Source organism: Citrobacter sp. RHBSTW-01013 (genome assembly GCF_013781985.1).
Taxonomy (GTDB): domain Bacteria; phylum Pseudomonadota; class Gammaproteobacteria; order Enterobacterales; family Enterobacteriaceae; genus Citrobacter; species Citrobacter braakii.
In genome coordinates this window covers 2,016,204-2,041,924 of the sequence record NZ_CP056185.1, presented here as the reverse complement: position 1 = coordinate 2,041,924, position 25,721 = coordinate 2,016,204, and the positions used below count along the sequence as shown (strand labels likewise).

Sequence of the window (25,721 nt, the reverse complement as noted above, 5' to 3'; positions counted from 1 at the left end):
CAAAATAAAAACCCATTGTTTATAAAAGAATTTTAAAATTTCCAGAACACAACAAATCAGCACCAAATAACAATAATGGTTCTCATTTATATTATTTATCAGCTCATAGATTTCAGACAATTTATTCCAGTAATTTCCCTTAACAGTGCAAAATTTATTAATCAATTCTATTAAAGCCTGTTCATCTCAATTTTATTGCGTACATCATTCAGCATTGATAATCGCTTTGCTGATTACCTCGCTATTTTTTGGTATTCTTGGACGAGCGCTAAATTGATCCCGGACATAACTGAACAATGAATGACGGCAAGCAGCAACCTGGTTTTCTCTTTCACGATTACGAGACCTTTGGTACCCATCCGGCGCTGGACAGACCCGCGCAATTTGCGGCTATCCGCACGGATAGCGATTTCAACATCATCGGTGAACCTGAAGTCTTTTATTGCAAACCCGCAGACGACTATCTGCCGCAGCCTGAGGCGGTGCTGATAACCGGTATCACACCGCAGGAAGCGCGTGAAAAAGGAGAAAATGAAGCCGCCTTTGCTGCGCGCATCCACGCCCTGTTCACCGTGCCGAAAACCTGTATCCTGGGCTATAACAACGTGCGCTTCGATGATGAAGTGACGCGCAACATCCTGTATCGCAATTTCTACGATCCCTATGCCTGGAGCTGGCAGAACGATAATTCGCGCTGGGATCTGCTGGATGTGATGCGCGCCTGCTATGCCCTGCGTCCTGAAGGAATTAACTGGCCGGAAAACGACGACGGCTTACCCAGCTTTCGCCTGGAACATTTGACCAAAGCCAACGGTATTGAACATGCCAATGCCCACGATGCGATGGCCGATGTATACGCCACAATTGCGATGGCGCAATTAGTGAAGTCGCGCCAGCCGCGCCTGTTTGATTATCTCTACAGCCATCGCAATAAGCACAAGCTGGCCGCACTGATTGATGTCCCGCAAATGAAGCCGCTGGTCCATGTTTCGGGGATGTTCGGCGCATGGCGCGGCAACACCAGTTGGGTGGCGCCATTAGCCTGGCATCCTGAGAATCGCAACGCGGTGATTATGGTCGACTTAGCCGGTGATATTTCACCGCTGCTTGAACTGGGCAGCGACGCGCTGCGTGAGCGGCTCTACACTGCTAAGGCTGATCTGGGAGATAACCCAGCCGTGCCGGTTAAACTGGTGCACATCAACAAATGCCCGGTACTGGCACAGGCGAATACCTTGCGCCCGGAAGATGCCGATCGCCTTGGCATTAACCGCCAGCATTGTCTGGATAATCTCAAAGTACTGCGCGAAAATCCGCAGGTACGCGACAAAGTGGTGGCCATCTTCGCCGATGCGGAACCCTTTACGCCATCAGATAACGTAGACGCACAGTTGTACAATGGTTTTTTCAGTGATGCCGACCGTGCCGCGATGAAAATCGTCCTGGAAACTGAGCCGCGCAATTTACCGGCGCTGGATATCTCCTTTGTCGATAAGCGCATTGAAAAGCTGCTGTTTAACTACCGCGCACGTAACTTCCCCGGAACGCTGGATGAAGCCGAACAGCAGCGCTGGCTGGACCATCGTCGTCAAATATTCACGCCGGAGTTTTTGCAAAATTACGCCAATGAATTGCAGATGCTGAGCCAGCAATATGCAGATAACAAAGAGAAACTGATGCTGCTGAAGTCACTCTGGCAGTATGCGCAAGAGATTGTATAACTCCCACGTATAAAAAAACCGGAGAACATGTCTCCGGTTTTTTTTTATCTAAATACAGCTATTACGCGATATCTTCGTCGTACTGTGGCACCGGGTTACGGAAGCTTTTGGTCACGCAAGCCAGGTAAATCAGACCAATAGCGGCCCAGATCAGCCCCAGAACCATTGAGCTCTCTTCCAGGTTCACCCACAGCGCACCAACGGTCAGCGCACCGCACATTGGCAGGAACAGATACTGGAAGTGGTCTTTCAGCGTCTTGTTACGCTTCTCACGGATCCAGAACTGGGAGATCACCGACAGGTTAACGAAGGTAAACGCCACCAGCGCACCGAAGTTAATCAGCGCCGTCGCCATCACCAGGTCGAAGTTAATTGCCAGCAGAGCAATCGCACCAACCAGAATGATGTTCATGGACGGAGTACGCCATTTCGGGTGGACATAACCGAAGAAACTTTTCGGGAACACACCGTCACGTCCCATCACATACATCAGACGCGCTACGCCTGCATGCGCCGCCATACCTGAAGCCAGTACGGTAATGGTAGAGAAAATCAGCGCGCCAACCTGGAAGAACTTACCAGCGACATACAGCATGATTTCCGGCTGCGAAGCGTCCGGATCCTTGAAGCGTGAGATATCCGGGAAGTACAGCTGCAACAGATAGGTGGAGACGATAAAGATCAGGCCACCAATCAGCGCGGTCAGGAAAATCGCCCGCGGGATCACACGTTCAGCGTCTTTGGTTTCTTCAGACAGGTTGCTGATACCGTCAAAACCGGTGAACGAGAAGCACAGAATAGTCGCTCCCGTGATCATCGGGATCACATGCGCATCACCTGACCAGAACGGACGGCTGCTCGCCAGCGTACCGGCACCTTCCCCTTCGAACACGCCATAAACGACCATGCCGAGGATCACTGCAATCAGCACCACCTGCAACAACACGATGACGGTGTTGAAATTCGCAACAGATTTCAGGCTGCGCAGGTTAAAGGCGGTCATAAAGGCCACCAGCGCCACCACGAATATCCATGACGGTATCGACGGCACCAGAGCTTCAAAATAAATTTTCGCCAACAGAATGTTGATCATCGGTGCGAACAGGTAGTCCAGCAGTGACGACCAACCCACCATAAAGCCAACGGTCGGGCTAATGGATTTCTGGGCGTAAGTGTAGGCAGAGCCTGCAGACGGATAGCGACGCACCAGCTTACCGTAGCTCAGTGCGGTAAAGAGGATGGCGATCAGTGCAAAGGCGTAAGCTGTCGGGACGTGACCATCGGTCATTCCTGATACGATACCGAATGTATCGAACAGCGTCATCGGCTGCATATAGGCAAGGCCCATCATGACAACCGGAACCAGCGTAAGCGTTTTACGTAATTCCACGCGAGAGGTGTTTGGAGTAGCGTTATGCGACATGGTTATCCCCCATTACGGCGAAAACCGTCGCGTAAGCAAAAAATTGCCCCATTTTTTGTTAATCCTCAGCGACAACAACTGTCGATTTTTAAGTAAGTATCTATCCGGTACGAAGCCCGGCCTCTTTTATGAATGATTGGTTTGATGCAAAAAAATAACCGACGCGTATTAAAACGTCGGTTAATGTCATTTTTTGCAAGCGGCGTATTTTGCACTAATTTGGAGAGAAATAACAAGAGATTGAAGCTACTACAAAAGAATATTTTTTCTTAACTGATTGATTTATCAGCAGCCGTTTTAACATACACCCCCGCAATAGCACTATTTGCTAAAATCTCATCTCGCCACCAGGCGCTGGCCAACCCGGCAGTCTGTTCATTCCAACCTATCCACACGGGTTCAAAGATAATTTGTGCGACCACTTTTTTCTCAATCAGAGCGCCGCTCTCCAGAAATCGCTGCGCCAGATAGCGCGGAATATAGCCGCATCCCAGACCACTGATTTGCAGTTCCAGCTTGGTTTTGAAGTCAAAAACGGTGATGGCTTCCTGATCGTCGAGCACCTGAGAGCCCGAAACGTTGGCATGCAGTGCATTGTCGCCCACCACAATCGCGCGAAAACGCCGAATAGTGCGACGATTCAACGGCTCCTGTTCCTGCGCCAGCGGATGATGCGACGCAACCACAAACACCTGCTCCAGAACTCCTAGCTGCGCAAAGCCAAATTCGCTCGCGGCAGGCGGCTCATGCGTGGCGCCGACAATAATATCCGCCCGCCCCTGAGTGAGGGCATCCCAGGAGCCGCCCAGCACGCCATTGATAAATTTCAGGCGCGTCACACTGTGGTGTTGATAGAAAGATTCGATGAGTGGGGCCAGCAGCGAAAAGGGAAACGTATCATCTACGCCAATAACCAGTTCATTCTCCCAACCTTCATGAAGTTTAATCGCCTGCTTTTCGAGTTCGCGGACGGTGTGCAACACCTCCCGCCCCTTTTCCAGCAGCATCTGTCCGGTACGGGTAAACTTAGCCCGATGTCCGCTGCGATCGAGTAGCTGAATATTAAGATCGCTTTCCAGCTTATGGACGGTGTAGCTAAGCGCAGACGGCGTCTTAAACAATTTTGCCGACGCCGCAGCGAAACTGCCCTCTTTTTCCAACGCATCGAGGATGATAAGAACGTCCAGCAGTGGTTTCATACTCGCCCCCTGGCGGTATCAGCGGCACTCTGCTGGTCTGTCACTCCATCGGCATCACCAGCGGGTCAGGATACTGGTACTCAAACCCAAGCTCGTTACAAATACGGTTGCCATCAATGACTTTACCTTTACCGTTATCCTCATTGCCACGAAATTCCGGCGGCTCCATCCCCAACTGGCGGGCCATCTGTGGATAGAACACATTGCGCGCCGGATGCATAGGCGCACATATATTATAGATGTGTCCCCCTTTTGGCGCTTGCAGCAGCAAAGAGATGGCGGAAACCACATCATCCAGATGCACCAGATTGACGCCATGGTGTCCATCTGGCGCCGTCTTGCCAGCGAAAAAACGACCGGGATGTCTTCCCGGGCCGACAAGTCCGGCCAGGCGCAAAATATCCACCGAAGTGCCGGGTAAATTGTGCAACCAGTCTTCAAGTTCTTTCAAAACGCGACCACTTGCCGTGACCGGGTTACGCGGAGTCCCTTCTTTCACGATGCCTTGTGCATCGCCATAGACCGACGTCGAACTGGTAAAAATAATCCGCGGGATACGGTACGCCAGCGCACTGTCGACCAGCTCCTGCATAGCCTGCAGGTAAAATGTCTCCCCCGGACCGCTACGGCGCGCAGGTAGCGTAATAACCAGCGCGTCGGCGTCCATCAGTGCGTCGAGATCGTCTGTCTCACAGACCAGTTCAGGCTCCAGGCGCAGCGAGTAGCTCTCTATACCACTCATGCGGGCCGCTTCCACCCCATCCAATGTGGTTTTGCTGCCGGTAACCTGCCAGCCTCTCGCCGCCAGCGACATAGCTAACGGCATGCCTAACCAACCTAAACCGACAATTGCGACCTTTTTCATGCCTTCTCTCCTGACTTTTGGCCTATAACGCAAGGCTACGCTAGCCCACAGTGGCTGACAATTCATAGTATCAATATGAAATGAATTAATGATCAAAAAAAGCCCTTGCTTTCCGTAGCTAAAGTGGTTTAGGTTAAAAGACATCAAATGAATAAACATTCATCGAGAAAATTTATGACACGCGCTCAATTCAAACACCATCATCACCATCATCCTGACTAGTCTTTCAGGCGATGTGTGCTGGGAGACATTTAAATCTTCCAGCGGTGCATGAGCGTATGAGAAAGCCCCCGGAAGATTTCTTCCGGGGGCTTTTTTTTGTGCGTGACCCAAACTGATTCAGACAGGATAACGAGGAATAAAGAATGTTAGATAACACCCGTTTACGCATAGCTATGCAGAAATCAGGTCGTTTAAGCGATGATTCACGCGAATTGCTGGCCCGTTGCGGCATTAAAATTAATCTTCACACCCAGCGCCTGATCGCGATGGCTGAGAATATGCCGATCGATATTCTGCGCGTGCGTGATGACGATATCCCGGGTCTGGTGATGGACGGCGTCGTAGATCTCGGCATCATCGGGGAAAACGTTCTCGAAGAGGAACTGCTCAACCGCCGGGCCCAGGGTGAAGATCCGCGCTATTTTACCCTGCGTCGTCTGGACTTCGGCGGCTGCCGTCTTTCGCTGGCTACCCCGGTTGATGAAGCCTGGGATGGCCCGGCAGCGCTGAACGGTAAGCGTATCGCTACCTCTTACCCACACCTGCTTAAACGTTATCTTGATCAAAAAGGGGTGTCGTTTAAATCCTGTCTGTTAAACGGCTCTGTAGAAGTCGCTCCCCGCGCAGGTCTGGCTGATGCGATTTGCGATCTGGTGTCAACCGGAGCCACGCTTGAAGCCAACGGTCTGCGTGAAGTGGAAGTGATTTACCGCTCTAAAGCCTGCCTGATTCAGCGCGACGGCGAAATGGCCGAAGCCAAGCAACAACTGATCGACAAACTGCTGACCCGTATTCAGGGGGTTATTCAGGCTCGTGAATCAAAATACATCATGATGCACGCGCCGAGCGAACGTCTGGACGAAGTCATCGCCCTGCTGCCAGGCGCTGAGCGCCCTACCATTCTGCCACTGGCGGGTGACCAGCAGCGCGTAGCCATGCACATGGTCAGCAGCGAAACCCTGTTCTGGGAAACGATGGAAAAACTGAAAGCGCTCGGCGCCAGCTCAATTCTGGTGCTGCCGATTGAGAAGATGATGGAGTGATAGCCATGAGCTTCAATACCCTGATCGACTGGAATAGCCGTAGCCCCGAGCAGCAGCGCGAACTGCTGATGCGCCCGGCGATATCCGCCTCTGAAAGCATCAGCCGCACGGTGGCTGAGATTCTTGAGAACGTCAAAAATAACGGCGACTGGGCGCTGCGTGAATACAGTGCGAAGTTTGACAAAACCGAGGTCGGCGCGCTGCGCGTCACCGAAGAAGAAATTCAGCAAGCCAGTAGCCGCCTGAGCGACGAGCTGAAACAAGCCATGCGGGCGGCGGTACGTAATATTGATACGTTCCACACCGCGCAAATCCTGCCGCCGGTGGATATTGAAACTCAGCCTGGCGTGCGCTGCCAGCAGGTTACTCGCCCTATCGCCTCCGTGGGGCTGTATATTCCTGGGGGATCGGCACCGCTCTTCTCGACCGTATTAATGCTGGCGACCCCGGCGCGTATCGCTGGCTGCAAAAAAGTGGTGCTCTGCTCACCGCCGCCGATTGCCGATGAAATCCTCTACGCCGCGCAACTGTGTGGCGTAAAAGAGGTGTTCAACGTGGGCGGCGCGCAGGCCATTGCCGCGCTGGCGCTGGGTACCGAATCTATTCCTAAGGTCGATAAAATCTTCGGGCCAGGCAATGCGTATGTGACCGAAGCCAAACGTCAGGTCAGCCAACGTCTTGACGGCGCGGCTATCGACATGCCTGCGGGCCCGTCTGAAGTGCTGGTTATTGCCGACAGCGGCGCGACGCCTGACTTTGTTGCTTCCGACCTGCTTTCTCAGGCCGAACACGGCCCCGACTCGCAGGTTATCCTGCTGACGCCAGACGCTACGCTTGCCGAAGGCGTGGCCAAAGCCGTTGAACGCCAGCTTGCCGAGCTTTCCCGCGCCGACACCGCACGTCAGGCGCTCGCCGCCAGCCGACTGATCGTCGCCAGAGATCTGGAGCAATGCGTGGCCATATCTAACGCCTACGGCCCGGAGCATCTGATTATTCAGACCCGTAACGCGCGTGAACTGGTTGACGATATCACCAGCGCTGGTTCGGTATTCCTGGGTGACTGGTCTCCTGAGTCGGCTGGCGACTATGCTTCCGGCACCAACCACGTTCTTCCGACCTACGGCTATACCGCAACCTGCTCAAGCCTTGGGCTGGCTGATTTCCAGAAACGGATGACGGTACAGGAATTAACTCCCCAAGGTTTCTCTACCCTGGCCTCCACCATTGAAACACTGGCCGCGGCTGAACGACTGACTGCCCACAAAAATGCCGTCACCCTGCGCGTTAACGCCCTGAAGGAGCAAGCATGAGCACTGACAACTTTCTCAGCGTCACTGATTTAGCCCGTAAGAATGTTCGCGAGTTAACGCCCTATCAGTCTGCCCGTCGTCTTGGCGGTAACGGGGACGTCTGGCTCAACGCGAATGAGTACCCAACCGCCGTTGAGTTCCAGCTACGCCAGCAGACGCTGAACCGCTATCCGGAGTGTCAGCCGAAAGCCGTAATTAAGAATTACGCGCAGTATGCTGGCGTCAAACCAGAACAGGTGCTGGTCAGCCGCGGCGCCGATGAAGGGATCGAACTGCTGGTGCGCGCTTTTTGCGAACCCGGTAAAGATGCCATTCTCTACTGTCCGCCGACTTACGGCATGTACAGCGTCAGCGCCGAAACGATTGGCGTTGAATGCCGCACCGTCCCGACCCTGGATAACTGGCAGCTGGATTTACAAGGCATCGCGGACAAGCTTGATGGCGTGAAAGTGGTCTACGTATGCAGCCCCAATAACCCAACCGGCCAGCTGATAAATCCGCAGGACCTACGTTCACTGCTCGAAATGACGCAGGGTAAAGCCATCGTGGTCGCTGATGAGGCCTATATTGAGTTTTGTCCGCAGGCTACGCTGGCAGGCTGGCTGTCTGAGTATCCGCATCTGGCAGTATTACGTACGCTGTCTAAAGCATTTGCTCTCGCCGGTTTACGCTGCGGATTTACGCTGGCGAATGAAGAGGTTATCAATCTGCTGTTAAAGGTGATTGCTCCCTACCCGCTTTCTACCCCGGTAGCGGATATCGCCGCCCAGGCGCTGACGCCACAAGGGATTTCCGCCATGCGCCAACGCGTAGAGCAGATCCTGCAAGAGCGTCAGTATCTGGTGGAGAACCTGAAAACCATTCGCTGTGTAGAGCAGGTTTTCGACTCTGAAACCAACTATGTTCTGGCGCGCTTCACCGCATCAAGCAGCGTATTTAAATCTTTGTGGGATCAGGGCATTATCTTACGAGATCAGAATAAACAACCTTCATTAAGCGGCTGCCTGCGAATTACTGTCGGAACCCGCGAAGAGAGCCAGCGCGTCATTGACGCCTTACGTGCGGAGCAAGTATGAGCCAGAAGTATCTTTTTATTGACCGTGATGGAACCCTGATTTCAGAACCGCCAAGTGACTTTCAGGTCGATCGCTTTGACAAACTCGCCTTCGAGCCGGACGTCGTTCCCGTTTTGCTGAAGCTGCAAAAAGCCGGCTTTAAGCTGGTGATGATTACTAACCAGGACGGACTCGGTACGCAGAGCTTCCCGCAGGCCGATTTTGACGGTCCGCATAACCTGATGATGCAAATATTCACCTCTCAGGGCGTAGCATTCGATGAGGTGCTGATCTGCCCGCACCTGCCAGCGGACGCGTGTGATTGCCGTAAGCCAAAAGTGAAACTGGTTGAGCAGTATCTGGTTGAACAGGCTATGGATGTGGCAAACAGCTACGTCATTGGTGATCGGGCGACCGATATTCAGCTCGCAGAAAACATGGGCATTAGCGGATTACGCTACCACCGTGACACCCTGAACTGGGCGATGATCGGCGAGCAGTTGACCAAGCGAGACCGCTACGCGCACGTTGAGCGCAATACCAAAGAGACGCAGATTGACGTCAAAGTCTGGCTGGACCGCGAAGGTCGTAGCAAAATCAATACCGGCGTTGGCTTCTTTGACCACATGCTGGATCAAATCGCCACCCACGGCGGTTTTCGCATGGAGATTGCCGTCAAAGGCGATCTGTATATTGACGATCACCACACCGTTGAAGATACCGGTCTGGCGCTGGGTGAAGCCTTAAAGCTGGCATTAGGCGATAAACGCGGTATCAACCGTTTTGGTTTTGTGCTGCCGATGGACGAGTGCCTGGCACGTTGCGCGCTGGATATCTCGGGGCGTCCGCACCTGGAATACCGCGCGGAGTTTACCTACCAGCGCGTTGGCGATCTGAGCACAGAGATGATTGAACACTTCTTCCGTTCACTCTCTTACACCATGGGTGTCACCTTGCACCTGAAAACCAAAGGGAAAAATGACCACCACCGTGTGGAGAGCCTGTTTAAAGCCTTTGGTCGTACGCTGCGTCAGGCTATTCGCGTAGAAGGCGATACGCTGCCCTCCTCAAAAGGAGTGCTGTAATGAACGTGGTGATCCTTGATACCGGCTGCGCCAATCTGCACTCGGTGAAATCCGCCGTCGCGCGCCATGGATACGACCCGGTTGTCAGCCGTGACCCGGACGTGGTGCTGCGTGCCGATAAACTGTTTCTGCCGGGCGTCGGTACCGCCCAGGCGGCTATGGACCAGTTGCACGAGCGTGAACTGATTGAACTGATTAAAGCTTGTACGCAACCGGTACTGGGGATCTGTTTAGGCATGCAACTGCTTGGCCGCCGCAGCGAAGAGAGTAACGGTGTCTCTCTGTTGAGCATTATTGAGCAGGACGTTCCGAAGATGTCCGATTTCGGTCTGCCGCTGCCGCATATGGGCTGGAATCGCGTCTATCCGCAGGCGGGAAATCGTCTGTTCCAGGGCATTGAAGATGGCGCGTATTTCTACTTTGTACACAGCTATGCTATGCCGGTGAACCCGTGGACCATCGCCCAGTGCCATTACGGCGAACCATTTACCGCGGCAGTACAAAAGGACAATTTCTTTGGCGTGCAGTTTCACCCTGAACGCTCGGGCGCGGCTGGGGCGCAGTTGCTGAAAAACTTTCTGGAGATGTAATGATTATTCCGGCATTAGATTTAATCGACGGCACGGTGGTGCGTCTTCATCAGGGCGATTACGCAACGCAACGTGATTATGGCAACGATCCTCTCCCCCGTTTACAGGATTACGCAGCTCAGGGTGCCGAAGTACTGCACCTGGTTGATTTAACTGGCGCGAAAGACCCGGCGCAGCGGCAGATCCCGCTGATTAAAACGCTGGTCGCTGGTGTCAATGTTCCGGTACAGGTTGGCGGTGGCGTGCGTACTGAATCGGACGTTGCGGCGCTGCTTGACGCAGGCGTGGCGCGCGTGGTGGTAGGTTCGACGGCAGTAAAATCCCCCGAAGTCGTCAAAAGCTGGTTTGCCCGTTTTGGCGCCGACGCGCTGGTACTGGCGCTGGACGTTCGTATTGACAAGCGCGGTAATAAACAGGTAGCGGTTAGCGGCTGGCAGGAAGATTCCGGGGTTTCTCTGGAAGAACTGGTTGAGACCTATTTACCCGTCGGCCTGAAGCACGTGCTGTGCACCGATATCTCCCGCGACGGTACGCTGGCTGGCTCAAACGTCGCGCTTTATGAAGAAGTGTGCGCCAAATATCCGCAGGTAGCATTTCAGTCATCTGGCGGCATTGGCGGGATCGAGGACGTAGCAGCCCTGCGTGGAACCGGCGTACGCGGCGTGATCGTCGGACGCGCTCTGCTGGAAGGTAAGTTCACCGTTGAGGAGGCCATTCAATGCTGGCAAAACGCATAATTCCTTGTCTGGACGTTCGTGATGGGCAGGTGGTAAAAGGCGTCCAGTTTCGCAATCACGAGATTATTGGCGACATTGTCCCGCTGGCAAAACGCTATGCCGATGAAGGCGCAGATGAACTGGTGTTCTACGATATCACCGCCTCCAGCGATGGCCGCGTAGTGGATAAAAGCTGGGTATCTCGCGTGGCGGAAGTGATCGATATTCCGTTCTGCGTTGCCGGTGGCATTAAATCCATCGACGATGCGGCGCGCATCCTCTCCTTCGGGGCGGATAAAATCTCTATCAACTCCCCGGCGCTGGCTGAACCGGAGCTTATCACCCGCCTGGCGGACCGCTTCGGCGTGCAGTGTATCGTGGTAGGCATTGATACCTGGTATGACGCCGAAACCGGCAAATATCATGTTAATCAATATACCGGGGATGAAAGCCGTACCCGCGTCACGCAGTGGGAAACGCTGGACTGGGTGCAGGAAGTACAAAAACTCGGCGCAGGCGAAATCGTCCTGAACATGATGAACCAGGACGGCGTGCGTAACGGTTATGACCTGGAGCAACTGAAAAAAGTGCGCGACGTTTGCCATGTACCGCTGATTGCCTCCGGCGGCGCGGGCACCATGGAACACTTCCTTGAAGCATTCCGGGACGCAGACGTTGACGGCGCGCTTGCCGCCTCCGTCTTTCACAAGCAAATTATTAATATTGGCGAATTAAAAGCGTACCTGGCAACACAGGGCGTGGAGATCAGGAAATGTTAACGAAGCAACAATGCCGCGAGCTGGACTGGGAAAAAACCGACGGACTGATGCCAGTCATCGTGCAGCATGCGGTTTCCGGTGAGGTACTAATGCTGGGTTATATGAACCCGGAAGCACTGGATAAAACGCTTGAAAGCGGCAAAGTGACCTTTTTCTCGCGGACCAAACAGCGCCTGTGGACCAAGGGTGAAACCTCTGGTCACTTCCTGAACGTGGTGAGCATCGCGCCCGACTGCGACAACGACACCCTGCTGGTGCTGGTTAACCCGATTGGCCCGACCTGCCATAAAGGCACCTCAAGCTGCTTTGGCGATGCCAGCCACCAGTGGCTGTTCCTGTATCAACTGGAGCAACTACTGGCCGAACGTAAAACCGCTGACCCGGCAAGCTCCTACACCGCGAAGCTGTATGCCAGCGGCACCAAACGCATTGCGCAAAAAGTGGGTGAAGAAGGCGTAGAAACCGCGCTGGCTGCGACGGTGAACGACCGTTTTGAGCTGACCAATGAAGCCTCTGATCTGATGTATCACCTGCTGGTTCTGCTGCAGGATCAGGACCTGGATCTGACGACGGTGATTGAGAATTTACGCAAAAGACATCAGTAATAGACAGATACCGGCACGATGCCGGTATCTTTATTTAACTGAGTGTTTAATCATTTCCGAATAAATCTCTGGTATAGACTTTATCGGCTACATCCAACAGTTCTTCGGCCATCCGGTTAGAGATTATAACATCGGACTCGCTTTTAAATTTAGTCAGATCACGCTCAACCCGCGAATTGAAAAAACTATCATCTGGCAATACAGGCTCATAGATTATGACCGGGATACCTTTCGCTTTAATACGCTTCATAATACCCTGGATAGACGATGCCCGGAAATTATCTGAGCCACTTTTCATAATCAATCGGTAAATACCGACGACCTTTGGCTTTCGTGAAATAATTGCATCAGCAATAAAGTCTTTCCGCGTCCGGTTAGCATCAACGATTGCTGAAATAATATTATTGGGTACAGATTTATAGTTGGCGAGTAATTGCTTAGTGTCTTTTGGCAGACAGTATCCACCGTAACCGAATGAGGGATTGTTGTAATGGTTACCAATACGCGGGTCCAGACAAACACCTTCGATGATCTGTCGTGCATTAAGCCCCAGGGTTTCTGCATAGCTATCAAGTTCGTTAAAATAGGCAACACGCATCGCCAGATAGGTATTTGCAAAGAGCTTGATAGCTTCGGCTTCAGTTGAATCTGTAAATAGGGTCGGAATATCTTTCTTCAGAGCCCCTTCCTGTAGCAGTGCAGCAAACGTTTCAGCACGGGAAGATCGTTCACCAATTACAATGCGTGAAGGGTACAAATTGTCATATAGCGCTTTACCCTCTCGCAGGAATTCTGGGGAAAAGAAAATATTGCTGGTACCCAGTTTTTCTTTAATAGAATTAGTAAAACCTACCGGGATGGTAGACTTAATTACCATTACTGCATCTGGATTAATTGCAACCACGTCGCGAATAACAGCCTCGACACTTGAGGTATTAAAGTTATTAGTCTTTGGATCATAATCCGTTGGTGTCGCGATAATAACGTAGTCCGCATCGCGGTAGGCATCACACTTATCAGTCGTTGCACGAAAATTTAGTGACTTGGTCGTCAAATACTCTTCGATCTCTTTATCCACAATCGGCGATTGTTTCTGATTTAACATCTCAACTTTCGTCTGGATGATATCCAGGGCGACCACCTCGTGGTTCTGAGCAATCAGAATACCATTTGACAGGCCAACATATCCGGTACCAGAAATGGTGATTTTCATTTCATTATCTCAGTGTTAACTTTTGCTCATCATGTTTGTATCATCATGACATGTATTAAAAGTTGTAACGTCTGAGTTGATGAAGTGTCAATGAAAGACAGCACAATTCAGATTTACTTCATTACTATAGACCTCAATTATTAAGTTAATATTAAGGAAAAAATTAAAATCAATAAGAATTTAGGCAAAAAAAAAACCCAGACACTTAGGTCCGGGCTTATAAAAACACAAATTAATACTCAGTAATAGCGTTAAAAAATGGCAATAAAGCATGCCCAATGATAGGGCTACTTTTATATATCATCTCATGGGTATTCAATTACCTCATCAACAGATAATCGTCGAATGCTTTATTTACGATTACCAATTATTATAACTTAGCATGACGATACTTAGTCTTTATTATAACTAGAAAGCCACCTAAATGTACATCACAATCAGATTGACACTTGATATGTTAGGGAAGGTGCGAATAAGTCACCAAACGCAAAAAAACGCCTATGTAAGTGATTGAATTTAATTGACTAAAAGTTTCATTTTCGTTGCGGAGGGTACTTATTCGCACCCTCCTTAGGTACCTGTTCCATAGATTTATACTTTCATTCGATAAGCAACTTTAGTAAGTTGCGTATCTGAGATCGTTACTGGACTGCCCCACTTTAGACGATCCTGTCCTATGGTTTGATCATAGGAGGAGCGTATGGGCACACCACGATTTACACCCGAATTTAAGGAAGAAGCCGTCCGTCAAATAACGGAACGCAGTTATTCCGTCGCGGAAGTTTCTGACCGGCTGGAAGTTTCCGCACACAGTCTCTATAAGTGGTTACGAGTTATTAAGCCCGATAACAGCGAGCAGCATGCCAGGCATTTACTGGAAGCGAAAATTGAGATCCTAAAACTATGGGCGCAGCTAAAAAAGTTCCGAAGAAGAGCGGGATATCATGAAAAAGGCCGCGCGGTACTTTGCAAGGGACCCCGACTGAAGTACCGCTTTATCAATGAGCACCACACTGTACGGGGTGTGATGACAATGTGTCGGGTACTGAATATCGCCCGGGCTGGATTCTACGCGTGGCTGCACAACCTGGTCTCGGCGCGTGATAAAGATAACCAGCGTCTGCTGATGCTTGTCCGTGACTCATATTCACTGAGCGGAGGCGTATACGGTTACCGGCGAGTTCATGGCGATCTGAACGAAATCGGGGAAACCTGAGGCAAAAACCGGGTGGGTAGTATTATGCAACTGAACCGGAGCAAAGTCGTGTGCGGCTATAAAGCACCACGTCGTATCGCTGGCAGACCTTCAGTGGTTGCCCCTAATCGCGTGCAGCATAGTTTACTGTTGGCCGGACCAATCAGGTCTGGGTCACCGATATTACTTATAGTGTGCCCGGAGTTCAGGGCGGGCATGGATGCTTAAATGAACCGCGAGTCTGTCTGGAATATTGAACCGGTAACTCACGATGAGAAACCCAACAATCCCACCGGGTGTGACGGTGGAGAACCTGAGCGGCAGTGACCTGCGGCATGCCCGCAGGGTGATGTAACCCGCTGACAACGGGGATTGAGGCGAGATCACTAAGCCGAGATGATCCTCAAGGTTAAGTACTGAAAGGCTGAAGAACATGAACCCGTTAATCCGCCTCTGTGGGTTGAAAACGTCACCACGGCCTACGTGATCTGACAGGCCGTGCAGGAGGAACTGGCAGTGATACGTAAGCACTGCCGGTCGAAGGTGTTTTGACATGTATGCGAAACACCGGGGCAGCAGCGTCTATCACGCTTGCGTTGCTGACTTCTGCCAACTTGCGGCAAGCAAGGATAAAGAGTGCGACGGGCAGCCTCCTCAGTATGCCTGAGTCCAGGCAGGTAAACCGGGGAAGGTCAGCGACGGATGTTAAGGGGGCATGGCTCCGATGACGCGCTGGCTGGCGGAGCTTCCGTAGTAGTCCGCGATGGGGAAAGCCCATTACATGGCGAAGGGAAGCAGTTTGAATGTGTTTGCGACGTGAATTAACTGACCTAACGAGGTGAAGACCTTTGATAATCAGCGAAATGCAACGCAAGCTTGCCACATGGGCAGCCACCGATCCGTCCCTACGGATTCAACGGCTGCTGCGTCTGATAACACAACCAGAATGGCTGGCTGAAGCGGCGCGGATCACGCTTTCATCAAAGGGGGCCCATACCCCCGGCGTTGATGGCGTGAACAAAACAATGCTACAGGCCAGACTGGCTGTTGAGCTGCAAATCCTCAGGGATGAATTACTCTCAGGCCACTACCAGCCCTTGCCCGCCAGACGGGTTTACATCCCTAAAAGCAACGGCAAACTGCGACCACTGGGTATCCCCGCGTTGCGGGATCGTATTGTTCAGCGGGCCATGCTGATGGCGATGGAGCCGATATGGGAGAGTGATTTTCATACGCTCTCATATGGCTTCCGGCCTGAGCGCAGTGTCCACCACGCGATCCGCACGGTGAAATTACAGCTCACAGACTGTGGTGAAACCCGGGGACGCTGGGTGATTGAAGGCGACCTGTCCAGTTACTTCGACACCGTACATCATCGACTGCTGATGAAGGCTGTACGCCGCAGGATCAGTGACGCACGTTTCATGACTCTGCTGTGGAAAACCATCAAGGCGGGACATATCGATGTCGGTCTCTTTCGGGCGGCCAGTGAAGGTGTGCCACAGGGCGGTGTTATATCGCCGCTATTATCGAACATCATGCTGAATGAGTTCGATCAATACCTGCATGGGCGCTACCTGAGCGGGAAAGCCAGAAAAGATCGGTGGTACTGGAATAACAGTATCCAACGGGGCCGAAGTACGGCGGTCAGAGAAAACTGGCAGTGGAAACCCGCGGTGGCGTACTGCCGCTATGCCGATGATTTTGTCCTCATCGTCAAAGGCACCAAAGCACAGGCGGAAGCCATCAGGGAGGAGTGTCGGGGTGTGCTCGAAGGCAGTCTGAAACTCAGGCTGAACATGGATAAGACTAAAATCACCCATGTTAATGACGGCTTTATCTTTCTGGGGCACAGGATCATTCGCAAACGCAGTCGTTATGGCGAGATGCGAGTGGTCTCAACGATCCCGCAGGAGAAAGCCAGAAACTTCGCCGCATCGCTGACAGCACTGTTATCAGGCAACTACAGTGAAAGCAAAGTCGATATGGCTGAACAACTCAACCGAAAACTGAAAGGCTGGGCCATGTTCTATCAGTTCGTTGATTTTAAGGCCAAAGTCTTCAGTTATATCGACCGTGTCGTGTTCTGGAAGCTGGCTCACTGGCTGGCCCGCAAATACCGTACAGGTATCGCTTCCCTGATGAGGTGGTGGTGTAAATCACCGAAACCGGGTCAGAGCAAAACGTGGGTTTTATTTGGTAAAACCAATCACGGCAAGCTCAGCGGCGAAATACTGTACCGGTTGGTGGGGCAAGGCAAGAAGCTGTTCCGCTGGCGGCTACCCGAAGGTAATCCCTATCTGAGGACGGAGACCAGAAACACGTATACATCGCGCTTTACAGAAGTGGCAATGGCGTTCGCCAGCATTTAAATGGAGAGCCGGATGCGCTGAAAGGTGCACGTCCGGTTCGGGGAGGAGAGGCAGGGAAATAGTCCGACTACGCCCTGCCTCTTACTCTACTCCGGACCTGGCAGGGCTGGCTGTATCTGGCGTGGTTATCGATCTTTTCGCCCGTAATGTAGTGGGCTGTTCGATGAAACCCACTCTGTCAAGGGAACTGGCGCTGGATGCGCTGATGATGGCGGTATGGCACAGAAACCGAACGGAGAGGTCATCGTGCACTCGGACCAGGAGCAACTAGTACGGCAGCGACGACTGGCAACGGTTCTGTCGGGCCAATAATCAGGCCCCCAGTATGAGCCGGCGTGGCAACTGCTGAGATAATGCGGTGGTCGAATCATTCTTCAGTTTGCTGAAAAAAGAACGATCAGAAAACGCATCTATAAAACCCGGGATATGGCCCGGGCCGATATCTTCGATTACATTGAAGTGTTCTATATCCGGTCCCGGCGGCACAGTCATCTCGGCGGCATCAGTCCGGAGGTCTTTGAACAGGCCTCGTAGTGGGGACAGAATTTGTCTACCGGGGAGCAGTCCATACATGATCATCATATGTGCTGGAATTCAGGGGTACACAGTCATAGCGGAAACTGAAAGTGTCCGATTCACCCACTACAATAGCGAAGGTGTCTTACACAGACAATAGGCATTACAGATAATTTATCACAAAACAAAGAATAATGACTTCGCTCAGCCGATTATATAGTTATATCATACAATTTATTCATTACTAAATTTGGGCAACAATGATTTATCACGAACAAAATCCGAGTTTGTTCATAAAATTTAGAAATAGCACTTAAGTTTCATCAAAATAAATTTATTAATAAATACGGAAGTGGCATGTAAAATTACAAAAAACATGGCGGGAACAAATCCTATATACCACAGCACAAAGTCGAGATAAGCGTGAATTTTTGCATGTCCCGCCATAATAACATACCAACTGAGGGGCACTAAAATCGTTGTGATCAAAAACATGGCGTCGCGCAAAAATAAATTAGAATCAAAAAACTTGATAAATATAAGAGAGATGAGTGTAGCTAAACAAGTCCATGCAAAAAGAGTCAAGCTTGTAAATGGATAGATGAAAGGTTGTTGCCAGTTAAAAACATAATTATTCAAAACAGCGAAAACCGATATTTTGTTTTGAGGATTCCCGTCAGTTGAGATCGGCAAATATTTTATCGCATCAAAACCTAGTGTTTCATGCAACCCTTCGGCCAAGGTGTCCGCACGCATGCTTATATGTATCAAGACAGCAATAGCGAACCCAAGTAATGCAAATGCTATAAATTTGGATACCGCAATAACCGCATCGCGAATAGAGTAATTATTCCCTGGCATGAAGGGGGCAATAAAATAGATAAATACTGAAACAATCAGAAGGCAGGGGATATATTCATAACCAGCCAGACATTTTAGTACTACACTAACCATGAAAAAAAACATTAGCATGGTCTGGATTAACGGTCTGGCTTTAAATCGATAAGACAACAATGCGAAATACATAGGCCAAAACCATAAAAAAGTTGCCCAGTATAAATTTCAAGCAAACCCAACAATCTGGGGTGAAAACATCATGGAAACGATAAAGCACAGACTAAACAATAAGGAGAATGACTTTCTTAATTCTTCAGCGATTAATAAAAATACAATGCTCAATAGGATGCTGAACAATAATTGAAGATTTTCAATGGTTTTAAAAAAATCAAAAGTTTGATATAAAAATGACAAGATCACTCCTTGAATACCATACTGTTGGTAATATGGAAGATAATCATAGTCATGATCAGTCAACTCTATTTGCCCAGGCTCCTCAATTTCAGAAGCATTAAAAAAAGGTCCTGAATACATAACTGTTATGAATTGTTCCCCCAACTCGACAGACGTAACGGTGCTTGGTTTACCACCAGGCATGATTAAAATCTGACCAATATAAAACTCGCGCTTTTCATAACCGACTTTTATGTGATCTTGACCCTCCATCTCCGAACAGCTTTTGTATCTTAAGTTAACGATGTCCGCTGCCGCCGGTATTCCCTCGGGGAGTGATATCCCAGCGCGCTGTGCGGGTGGTTTTCATTGTAATGCGTGAACGCTACTGCAAGGTTTCGCAGTGCTGTTCTCACATCCGGTTTTGGCATGAACGCGATATAGTCTTCTTTCATCGTTTTCACGAACCGTTCGGCCATGCCATTACTCTGCGGGCTGCTCACCGCTGTTGTGCAGGGCTCCAGATTCAGCTCTCTCGCGAACCTCCGCGTTTCATACGCGGTATACGCTGAACCGTTATCCGTCAGCCACTGCACCGCTGTGTCGGGCAACCTGTCGCCGAAGCGCTTTTCCACCGACCTCAGCATCACATCCTGCACGGTCGAACTGTCATAGCCTCCCGTGCTTGCTGCCCAGTCTATGGCCTCACGGTCGCAGCAGTCCAGCGCGAACGTTACCCGCAGTTTTTCGCCGTTGTCGCAGCCGAACTCGAAGCCATCTGAACACCAGCGCATATCGCTTTCTGCCACCGCTATCTTGCCCTTATGTTCACGCTTCGGTCGCTCTGGTTTGTGATGCAACAACAACAGGTTATGCTCGCTCATTATCCTGTAAAGCCGTTTGGCATTCACAGGTGGCTGTCCCTCTGTGCGACGTTGCTTGCGCAGGATGCCCCACACGCGTCGATAACCATAACTCGGCATATCGCTGATAATGTTGAGGATAGCCGACAGTATTTCTGCGTCTGCTTCTTCATTACGCCGGTTACAGCGCCTGTCCTGCCAGTCGGCAGAACGGTTAATCCGCAGTGACAGTTGCGCACGCGACACGCCCATGGTCCGGCTGACCATGGCTATTCCCCGTCCTTTGGCAACAAGGGCGCGTGCGCTATCCATTTTCGCGACTGACCGTACTCCACGGCTTCTTTCAGGATCTCAACTTCCATCGTTTTCTTGCCCAGAAGGCGCTGAAGCTCCCGGACCTGCTTCAGAGCAGCAGTAAGCTCAGAAGCAGGAACGACTTCCTCTCCAGCCGCAACGGCGGTGAGGCTGCCTTCCTGATATTGCTTCTTCCACTTAAACAGCAGGCTGGGCTGGATACCATGCAGGCGGGCGACATGGGAGACATTCATACCCGGCTCCATCGTCTGCTGGATAATGGCGATCTTCTCCTGAGGAGTTTTACGTTTACGGACTTCTTGCCCTAACAGGATCCCGGTCATCTCAAAATTGGCGTTAGTGTTAGACATATATTCAAGCCTATCTCTTATCTGGAGATACAGCTACTGTCCGGTGTTTCAGGGGGCTACATCATAACCGACTTTTATGCCGGATGCACGATCAACTATAAATTTATTAGCATTTCTACTAAAACCTTTATTCCAATATTGATCAGATACACTGGCAGTAACAATACCTTGTGGGTATTCAATACGTTTATAAACAGCCAGAACATCATGATCTTTAGTAATACTATATTTCTGTATAAAGCCAACATTACTTTTTAGCGTATTCTTTTCCACTACATCCGCAAAAATTTTACCAAGTACTAAAGCTTCAGAACCATCTTTTATGGTACTAAACTGATTGAATGATGCTACGTGTAAATAATTATACTGAAAATTCACAACCAACAGCAGCAGCAACAGCAACAGCAACAGCAACAGCAACAGCAACAGCAACAGCAACAACATAGTCGCAAAAGCTTTAATTACAATACGCTTAAAATATCCCGCTTGTTTATTTTATTAATAATATCTTCCGGCATAGTCGGATTTTTTAAATACGCATGCATGAGCAGTACCCTAGTAGGTGTATTGTGATCGAACATTTCTATTTACGACCTATAACCAGTCTGTACAAAACAATGAGCGATAACTGCTCACCCATTTTATCCCTTTCAAACTGATTCTTTATCTATTGCTGTATCTCCGCAGTGTTCTTACCCACCGTCTTCATATAGTAATCCCAACACCTGTACTCCCTGTTTCTGTGATTTAAATATAGACATCTAAACTGCTTATACAGCATGTGGCAATATACTGAATTCTTGTTGGGTAGAGAGTAATATACAGATGAATAAATATCCTCCGGCATAGCCGGAGGTTTTTCGGATGCGCCTATAAGGCTCTGTAACCAGCCACTCCCTAACAGGCGTATACGATCTAACATTTGCATCAGACTTCGTTACTTACAGCCCGTAAACGGGCTACCCGGATAAGGGATCGATAACTACTCACCCATTTAATCTTCTGCAAGCTGGTGCTTTATGTATTCCTGTATCTTCACCGTGTTTTTACCCACCGTATCTACGTAGTATCCCCGGCACCAGAACTCTCTATTCCTGTACTTTTTTCATATCCCCAAACTGCTCATACAGCATCAGACTGTTTTTCTCTTTCAGATACCCCATAAAGCCGGATACGCTCATTTTGGGTGGGATTTCCACCAGCATATGGATATGATCTGCACGGCATTCCGCTTCTAGGATCCGCACGTTTTTCCACTCACACAGCTTTCTTAAGATGCTGCCTATCGCCCTGCTTTTCTCCCCGTAGAATACTTGTCTCCGGTGTTTGGGCGCAAAAAATATGTGATATTTACAGTTCCATCGGGTGTGCGCTAAGCTCTTTTCGTCCCCCATTGGGACTCCCTTTTGATTTCTTGTTGAACATTTGCAGTTGCCAGACCGCAATGTGTTTTAACAAATCAAAAGGGGTTTTAATAACTGGCCCAAAGCTGAAAGCTTTCCGGAACCCCCAGCCTAGCTGGGGGTTTTCTGTGCATAAAAATCACAGGACTTCGAAGCCCTGTGCATATTCCTAGCGAATAAATTTAATATTTAAATTAATATTGTTACACGTGTAAACTTTTTTACCACGAAGGCCGGCCAAGCTTACGCTATAATCACCCTGTAATTTGCGGGCATCAACTAGTGTTGAAAATCCTGCATCATCAAGATGTGCATGCTTGAAAGCATTAGCTACATCAGGTCGTTTACTTTCATGCGTTGAAAAGAATTGGCTAGATGCATTTGCTGCTTTTAAAACCAACAGAGTCTGATCGTACAACTCACCTTTTGCACTTGATGCTGCCAGCCAACCTTTGACTTGTAAACTGGAAGACACTTCTGAACTTGCAGAAGAGGCTGCCTTGTTATTTATTTCATCAATACTGCCATCACAGAAAATAGAGGTGGTCGCGTCAATATTACTAAGAATAGCTAATTTATTATAGTTAATAACGCGTGGTTTAACATGGATCGTGCTGTTATTAAGCTGAATAAACTTCGCTGTAAAGGTTGGTTTTAGGTAATAAATAGAGTCGGTCTCAAACATCAAAGCCTTAACAGGTTCGCCCTGGATACTTTCTAAAGTAATACCAGTTAGCAGAGGGGATGCCCAAACACCACTTGCAGAATTAAGAATATTTAAACGAAACTCCTTAACATCTCCATTCTCAGTTTTATATTTAACTTTAACAATACCCCCACGAAATAAAAGATTTTTGAGTCGACCAAGTAGCGTAAATTCAAAATGGGGCTGAACTTTGACAATCCCTTTATCGAATTCTGGAATCTGATACCACACACCAAAATGCATTTCCTGCTCTGTTAAAGTGGTATAATTCGTTTTATAGATTTGTTCCTTTCGCTTCATCAGCACAACAGGCACTCCCCCACGCCCATTAGTAATTGCAGAGATATCATAGTTATTAAGAATGCTGGTGCTGGTTAAAGGATCCTCATTCAAAGTATATTTATAATCAAAGCCTTCGAAAAGATTACAGTCTTTCGAATAACATGTAAGGCCACCAGTCCATAGAACGAACTCAGGCCGCTCTGTTGATTCGAAATAATTACGGTTCATTCCATCCAGCACAGGTGTAAGCGTCATGTAGTTTTGGAATAGAGGTCGTGTTGTGTAATTAAAATCATTCGCTATCAAGTATTCGTTGTTATAAGGATAAACATCTATTGTTGAATCTTTAACTAAATCTATAATTTTACTATCTAATTTATATTCAGAATAGATACTCTTCATCCGATCATTATAGCTTTCATCGAAATTAAATGCCGTAGCGAATGGTCTAATTGTTGCCGCACCTGGGAATGTTTGATGCGTTGCCATATAAAATAAAGATACAAAACATATACCGAAGATAATCCTCCCTATTGGCATTTTTTCACAAACCAGTATCAACGATATGATGATCATTGGCACAACAAAATAAGTGTTGTAATGATCAGAACGCCCAAATCCAAGCTTAAACAGGATTACCCAAATTGCGACGTAGGTGAGCAGAAGATAGCGCCTGACAGTAAAAGTATGGATCACAAAACACACAAGTACAATAAACGCGCAAATATAGGTTGATATTGTATTTGTAACATCTAGCGTCATATCAACAGAGTTACCAAAATTAAGTTGCATATTAATTTTTATGTAACTGTAGAGACTAACTGGATTATGAAAAATCAACAAACCGATAATGAAATAAGATATGAACAAGGCCATGCAAAAGCTAAACAGTGAATGTATTATATGTTTTGCTGGTAAATGACTGATAAGGTATGTAACGAAAATCACACATGCAATCAAGCCGAAGAAAAAACGCACATAGAACTCAAAACCAACAATAGCGCCCAACAAAGCGAATGCCTTCCAAGACAATGTAATCTTTCGTTCTTTGTAGAATTCAATGTACGTAACAATAATCAAAGGCCAAAGAAATAGCGCACTCTTAACCTGTAATGTTAAGATGAAAATTAAAAATGCCGAGGCAAATTCAATATATCTTTTCGCATCGATGCAAATAAGCACCAAACCGGTCCAAAAAAAAGCGAAATTAAAACTTAAAAAAAACACAGCCAACCAGTAAGTCACTTGGTTAAATGGTGTTGCCACCCCCCCCACCAACCAATACAGCGGTCCATAGCTAAATAAAAAATCTTGATTCCGTGCGAACATTGAGTTCGTCAGATTTATCCATTGCTCAACATTACCAATTGATCCTGCAGGATAAATTCGGACAGATGAAAAAATAAAAACAAAGAGAGAGAAAAAAATGAACAACTCTTTTTGATGACGACATAAGGCTAATTTGAGCCTGCTAAAATACGAATTCATAACTATTCCTATTAGCGTTTATTATAGTGGCCCAAGCAACTTTTAAACAAAATTTTAAGTACAGCCAGATTGCCGCTAAAGCTGCTGATCTTGGTTGGGACTTCACCTTCTGGATAAATACGGGAGGTCGGTAATTCGATGCAGCGGAAGCCCAATCTAGGGGCGATGTAAGAAAGATAGGCTAACAGTTCATAGGTCATAAAAACATTACGGAAAGGTGCTACTCGTTCATCTAACAGCAATCTGCTGCTGTAGGCACGAAATCCTTGTGTGGTATCGGTCCAGTGAAATCCTGATGCTAAACTTAGGGCCGGTGCGTGAATATATTTAATCGCGAAGTCACGTGTTTTTGGTGTATTCACCGCAACGCCACCATTGACAAAACGCGAGGCCTGAACGAAATCGTAACCTTTCTCAAGCGCATTGAGGAATTCAGGAATTGAAGACGGATCATCTTTATCATTACCATCAATAGTAATGATATTTTTATATCCTTGCTCAAGTACAAACGCATAACCACAGCGTAATTGTGCACTCAACTTTCCTGGACCTGTTTTAAGCACCAATCCAGAAACACCGAGAGATAATAAGCGATTTTTTTCAAGGGAACTGTCAGTACTTCCTCCATCGACGATAATAATATCAGCAATATCATTAATTTTCAGATTACTCATTTTCGTGAGCAAGCTGACAATTCGGTCACCTTCATTAATAACCGGGATCACAACGCATGCGTCATGCTTTTTGTCCGTCCATAAGGTGATATCGTAAGTCGGGACTTCCCAATTTTTTTCATTTTTCATCGATAAATCCATTATTAAGCAGCCTTTGACGTAATCAGCGCTACACCGACGATGACTAACACCACGCCAGCAATAGTCGTCCAGTGGAAGGTTTCATTAAAAACAAGGACAGATAAAACCGCCACTGCGGCAACCGCTCCAGTTGTCAAAACGGGATGGGCAATGTTCAGAGGGAAAACGGCTAATGCAGCAGCATAGAATAAGAATGCTCCACCATAAAGTGCCAAACCTAGCCAGAAAGGCCAGTTACTCAACGACGCTAACGGATCCGCGAGGGAAGGAAATTTACGTGGAGGCATCATTGCCATCTTGATCAGAACGCTTGCCGAGGCATTACATACAATGCCCAAAATAAGAATTAACCATTTCAAG

Annotated in this window: 21 protein-coding genes, 5 pseudogenes and 1 other annotated feature; of the genes and pseudogenes, 13 read left to right on the top strand and 13 right to left on the bottom strand. The window is 48.8% G+C overall.

All coding sequences use genetic code 11. The features are described 5' to 3' along the window. Window positions 1-296 precede the first annotated feature (296 nt). Window positions 297-1,721, top strand: a complete 1,425-nt coding sequence (gene sbcB / locus HV350_RS09810) for an exodeoxyribonuclease I (RefSeq protein WP_169330000.1) — start codon at window positions 297-299, stop codon at window positions 1,719-1,721. A 61-nt stretch (window positions 1,722-1,782) separates the two neighbouring features. Here the strand turns inward: sbcB and plaP are convergent, their stop codons facing one another. The 3 genes and pseudogenes from plaP to HV350_RS09790 all read right to left on the bottom strand — a co-directional run bounded on the left by plaP (window position 1,783) and on the right by HV350_RS09790 (window position 5,208). Beyond that, window positions 1,783-3,144 carry a putrescine/proton symporter PlaP gene (gene plaP, locus HV350_RS09805; RefSeq protein WP_016153551.1) on the bottom strand — a complete coding sequence of 454 codons (1,362 nt, stop codon included), beginning with the start codon at window positions 3,142-3,144 and terminating at the stop codon, window positions 1,783-1,785. A gap of 214 nt (window positions 3,145-3,358) precedes the next feature. Then, window positions 3,359-4,343 (bottom strand): annotated as a pseudogene (locus HV350_RS09795) (LysR family transcriptional regulator). 40 nt (window positions 4,344-4,383) lie between these two features. Further along, window positions 4,384-5,208, bottom strand: coding sequence for an SDR family oxidoreductase (locus HV350_RS09790; protein WP_016156891.1), 825 nt, complete (start codon window positions 5,206-5,208; stop codon window positions 4,384-4,386). A 174-nt stretch (window positions 5,209-5,382) separates the two neighbouring features. Between HV350_RS09790 and hisL the strand changes: the two genes are divergently transcribed. From hisL to hisIE, 9 genes are all read left to right on the top strand, one after another. Continuing rightward, on the top strand, window positions 5,383-5,430 hold the full coding sequence (gene hisL / locus HV350_RS09785) for a his operon leader peptide (RefSeq protein ID WP_100250077.1): 48 nt from the start codon (window positions 5,383-5,385) through the stop codon (window positions 5,428-5,430). Beyond that, window positions 5,406-5,528: a sequence feature (His leader region), on the top strand. Its footprint overlaps the gene before it by 25 nt. A 45-nt stretch (window positions 5,529-5,573) precedes the next feature. Continuing rightward, on the top strand, window positions 5,574-6,473 hold the full coding sequence (hisG, locus tag HV350_RS09780) for an ATP phosphoribosyltransferase (protein ID WP_003834191.1): 900 nt from the start codon (window positions 5,574-5,576) through the stop codon (window positions 6,471-6,473). A 5-nt stretch (window positions 6,474-6,478) separates the two neighbouring features. Next, window positions 6,479-7,783 (top strand): histidinol dehydrogenase, encoded by a 1,305-nt coding sequence (gene hisD, locus HV350_RS09775; protein WP_181630381.1) that lies wholly within the window; start codon window positions 6,479-6,481, stop codon window positions 7,781-7,783. After that, window positions 7,780-8,859 carry a histidinol-phosphate transaminase gene (gene hisC / locus HV350_RS09770; protein ID WP_181630380.1) on the top strand — a complete coding sequence of 360 codons (1,080 nt, stop codon included), beginning with the start codon at window positions 7,780-7,782 and terminating at the stop codon, window positions 8,857-8,859. Before hisD ends, hisC begins: the two co-directional genes overlap by 4 nt. After that, a complete protein-coding gene (hisB, locus tag HV350_RS09765) occupies window positions 8,856-9,923 on the top strand; it encodes a bifunctional histidinol-phosphatase/imidazoleglycerol-phosphate dehydratase HisB (RefSeq protein ID WP_016153556.1) in 1,068 nt (355 codons plus the stop codon). The genes hisC and hisB overlap by 4 nt, the downstream gene beginning before the upstream one ends. After that, a complete protein-coding gene (gene hisH, locus HV350_RS09760) occupies window positions 9,923-10,513 on the top strand; it encodes an imidazole glycerol phosphate synthase subunit HisH (RefSeq protein ID WP_181630379.1) in 591 nt (196 codons plus the stop codon). The genes hisB and hisH overlap by 1 nt, the downstream gene beginning before the upstream one ends. After that, on the top strand, window positions 10,513-11,250 hold the full coding sequence (gene hisA / locus HV350_RS09755) for a 1-(5-phosphoribosyl)-5-[(5-phosphoribosylamino)methylideneamino]imidazole-4-carboxamide isomerase (RefSeq protein WP_047357922.1): 738 nt from the start codon (window positions 10,513-10,515) through the stop codon (window positions 11,248-11,250). The genes hisH and hisA overlap by 1 nt, the downstream gene beginning before the upstream one ends. Further along, window positions 11,232-12,008: an imidazole glycerol phosphate synthase subunit HisF gene (gene hisF, locus HV350_RS09750; protein WP_181630378.1), complete on the top strand. Its 777-nt coding sequence runs from the start codon at window positions 11,232-11,234 to the stop codon at window positions 12,006-12,008. The genes hisA and hisF overlap by 19 nt, the downstream gene beginning before the upstream one ends. After that, the gene (gene hisIE / locus HV350_RS09745; protein WP_000956425.1) at window positions 12,002-12,613 is read left to right on the top strand and encodes a bifunctional phosphoribosyl-AMP cyclohydrolase/phosphoribosyl-ATP diphosphatase HisIE; all 612 of its coding nucleotides are present in this window, start codon (window positions 12,002-12,004) and stop codon (window positions 12,611-12,613) included. Before hisF ends, hisIE begins: the two co-directional genes overlap by 7 nt. Window positions 12,614-12,659: 46 nt before the next feature. On the opposite strand, the gene ugd is transcribed toward hisIE, so the two are convergent. Next, window positions 12,660-13,826 carry a UDP-glucose 6-dehydrogenase gene (gene ugd / locus HV350_RS09740; protein WP_181630376.1) on the bottom strand — a complete coding sequence of 389 codons (1,167 nt, stop codon included), beginning with the start codon at window positions 13,824-13,826 and terminating at the stop codon, window positions 12,660-12,662. Window positions 13,827-14,526: 700 nt separating this feature from the next. On the opposite strand from ugd, the pseudogene HV350_RS09735 reads away from it, so the two are divergent. The 3 genes and pseudogenes from HV350_RS09735 to HV350_RS09725 all read left to right on the top strand — a co-directional run. Further along, window positions 14,527-15,212, top strand: a pseudogene (locus HV350_RS09735) (transposase); the annotation flags it as partial. A gap of 672 nt (window positions 15,213-15,884) precedes the next feature. Further along, window positions 15,885-17,393: a group II intron reverse transcriptase/maturase gene (gene ltrA / locus HV350_RS09730; protein WP_134957367.1), complete on the top strand. Its 1,509-nt coding sequence runs from the start codon at window positions 15,885-15,887 to the stop codon at window positions 17,391-17,393. A gap of 80 nt (window positions 17,394-17,473) precedes the next feature. Then, a pseudogene (locus HV350_RS09725) lies at window positions 17,474-17,927 on the top strand (IS3 family transposase); the annotation flags it as partial. 282 nt (window positions 17,928-18,209) lie between these two features. Here the strand turns inward: HV350_RS09725 and HV350_RS09720 are convergent. The 9 genes and pseudogenes from HV350_RS09720 to HV350_RS09685 form a co-directional block, all read right to left on the bottom strand. Beyond that, window positions 18,210-18,863, bottom strand: coding sequence for a hypothetical protein (locus HV350_RS09720; RefSeq protein ID WP_181630375.1), 654 nt, complete (start codon window positions 18,861-18,863; stop codon window positions 18,210-18,212). Between the two features lie 108 nt (window positions 18,864-18,971). Further along, entirely contained in the window at window positions 18,972-19,412 is a 441-nt protein-coding gene (locus HV350_RS09715) for a hypothetical protein (protein ID WP_181630373.1), read from the bottom strand. Window positions 19,413-19,432: 20 nt separating this feature from the next. After that, a protein-coding gene (locus HV350_RS09710; protein WP_089617520.1) for an IS3 family transposase occupies window positions 19,433-20,640 on the bottom strand; the annotation gives its coding sequence in 2 pieces (ribosomal slippage) (window positions 19,433-20,319 and window positions 20,319-20,640; 1,209 coding nt in all). 75 nt (window positions 20,641-20,715) lie between these two features. Further along, window positions 20,716-21,111, bottom strand: coding sequence for a hypothetical protein (locus tag HV350_RS09705; RefSeq protein ID WP_181630372.1), 396 nt, complete (start codon window positions 21,109-21,111; stop codon window positions 20,716-20,718). 226 nt (window positions 21,112-21,337) lie between these two features. Continuing rightward, a pseudogene (locus HV350_RS26630) lies at window positions 21,338-21,469 on the bottom strand (hypothetical protein); the annotation flags it as partial. 192 nt (window positions 21,470-21,661) lie between these two features. After that, window positions 21,662-22,061 (bottom strand): annotated as a pseudogene (gene tnpA / locus HV350_RS09700) (IS200/IS605 family transposase). A gap of 178 nt (window positions 22,062-22,239) precedes the next feature. Next, complete coding sequence (locus HV350_RS09695; RefSeq protein ID WP_181630370.1) at window positions 22,240-24,546, bottom strand: hypothetical protein; 2,307 nt, start codon at window positions 24,544-24,546, stop codon at window positions 22,240-22,242. 11 nt (window positions 24,547-24,557) lie between these two features. Further along, on the bottom strand, window positions 24,558-25,349 hold the full coding sequence (locus tag HV350_RS09690) for a glycosyltransferase family 2 protein (protein ID WP_103284463.1): 792 nt from the start codon (window positions 25,347-25,349) through the stop codon (window positions 24,558-24,560). Between the two features lie 14 nt (window positions 25,350-25,363). Next, window positions 25,364-25,720, bottom strand: coding sequence for a multidrug transporter (locus HV350_RS09685; protein ID WP_103283976.1), 357 nt, complete (start codon window positions 25,718-25,720; stop codon window positions 25,364-25,366). Between the last annotated feature and the right edge of the window lies 1 nt (window position 25,721).

Excerpts from the sequence above, each read along its gene's own strand:
- sbcB (WP_169330000.1), top strand. The coding sequence starts at position 297 with ATGAATGACGGCAAGCAGCAACCTGGTTTTCTCTTTCACGATTACGAG.
- plaP (WP_016153551.1), bottom strand. The coding sequence starts at position 3,144 with ATGTCGCATAACGCTACTCCAAACACCTCTCGCGTGGAATTACGTAAA.
- HV350_RS09790 (WP_016156891.1), bottom strand. The coding sequence starts at position 5,208 with ATGAAAAAGGTCGCAATTGTCGGTTTAGGTTGGTTAGGCATGCCGTTA.
- hisG (WP_003834191.1), top strand. The coding sequence starts at position 5,574 with ATGTTAGATAACACCCGTTTACGCATAGCTATGCAGAAATCAGGTCGT.
- hisD (WP_181630381.1), top strand. The coding sequence starts at position 6,479 with ATGAGCTTCAATACCCTGATCGACTGGAATAGCCGTAGCCCCGAGCAG.
- hisC (WP_181630380.1), top strand. The coding sequence starts at position 7,780 with ATGAGCACTGACAACTTTCTCAGCGTCACTGATTTAGCCCGTAAGAAT.
- hisB (WP_016153556.1), top strand. The coding sequence starts at position 8,856 with ATGAGCCAGAAGTATCTTTTTATTGACCGTGATGGAACCCTGATTTCA.
- hisH (WP_181630379.1), top strand. The coding sequence starts at position 9,923 with ATGAACGTGGTGATCCTTGATACCGGCTGCGCCAATCTGCACTCGGTG.
- hisA (WP_047357922.1), top strand. The coding sequence starts at position 10,513 with ATGATTATTCCGGCATTAGATTTAATCGACGGCACGGTGGTGCGTCTT.
- hisF (WP_181630378.1), top strand. The coding sequence starts at position 11,232 with ATGCTGGCAAAACGCATAATTCCTTGTCTGGACGTTCGTGATGGGCAG.
- hisIE (WP_000956425.1), top strand. The coding sequence starts at position 12,002 with ATGTTAACGAAGCAACAATGCCGCGAGCTGGACTGGGAAAAAACCGAC.
- ugd (WP_181630376.1), bottom strand. The coding sequence starts at position 13,826 with ATGAAAATCACCATTTCTGGTACCGGATATGTTGGCCTGTCAAATGGT.
- ltrA (WP_134957367.1), top strand. The coding sequence starts at position 15,885 with ATGCAACGCAAGCTTGCCACATGGGCAGCCACCGATCCGTCCCTACGG.
- HV350_RS09720 (WP_181630375.1), bottom strand. The coding sequence starts at position 18,863 with ATGGTTAGTGTAGTACTAAAATGTCTGGCTGGTTATGAATATATCCCC.
- HV350_RS09715 (WP_181630373.1), bottom strand. The coding sequence starts at position 19,412 with ATGGAGGGTCAAGATCACATAAAAGTCGGTTATGAAAAGCGCGAGTTT.
- HV350_RS09705 (WP_181630372.1), bottom strand. The coding sequence starts at position 21,111 with ATGTTGTTGCTGTTGCTGTTGCTGTTGCTGTTGCTGTTGCTGTTGCTG.
- HV350_RS09695 (WP_181630370.1), bottom strand. The coding sequence starts at position 24,546 with ATGAATTCGTATTTTAGCAGGCTCAAATTAGCCTTATGTCGTCATCAA.
- HV350_RS09690 (WP_103284463.1), bottom strand. The coding sequence starts at position 25,349 with ATGAAAAATGAAAAAAATTGGGAAGTCCCGACTTACGATATCACCTTA.